1 protein-coding gene is annotated in these 306 nt (G+C 52.0%); it reads left to right on the top strand.

Annotation, left to right across the window (positions count from 1 at the left end):
• On the top strand, nucleotides 1-306 hold a 306-nt coding region (locus HMPREF2700_RS10660; protein WP_141745859.1), incomplete at both ends, for a transposase.

Here is a 306-nt window from a genome sequence, read left to right as displayed (position 1 = left end):
CCGTCATTGACGCCACCATTATTCAGACCGCCGGTGGCAAACAGTGTCAGGCCATAGAAGTCGATGAAGAAGGGCAAGTCAGCGGCCAAACCACACCGAGTAAAGACAGCGATGCCCGTTGGATAAAGAAAAACGGCCTCTACAGACTCGGGTACAAACAACATACCCGTACCGATGCGGAAGGCTATATCGAGAAACTGCACATCACCCCTGCCAATACCCATGAGTGCAAACACCTGTCGCCTTTGCTGGAAGGAATAGCCAAAGACACAACCGTCTATGCCGATAAAGGCTACGACAGTGAGG

The organism is Neisseria sp. HMSC068C04, assembly GCF_001810105.1.
Taxonomy (GTDB): Bacteria; Pseudomonadota; Gammaproteobacteria; order Burkholderiales; family Neisseriaceae; genus Neisseria; species Neisseria flavescens_B.
This window is presented reverse-complemented; position numbering and strand designations above follow the sequence as displayed.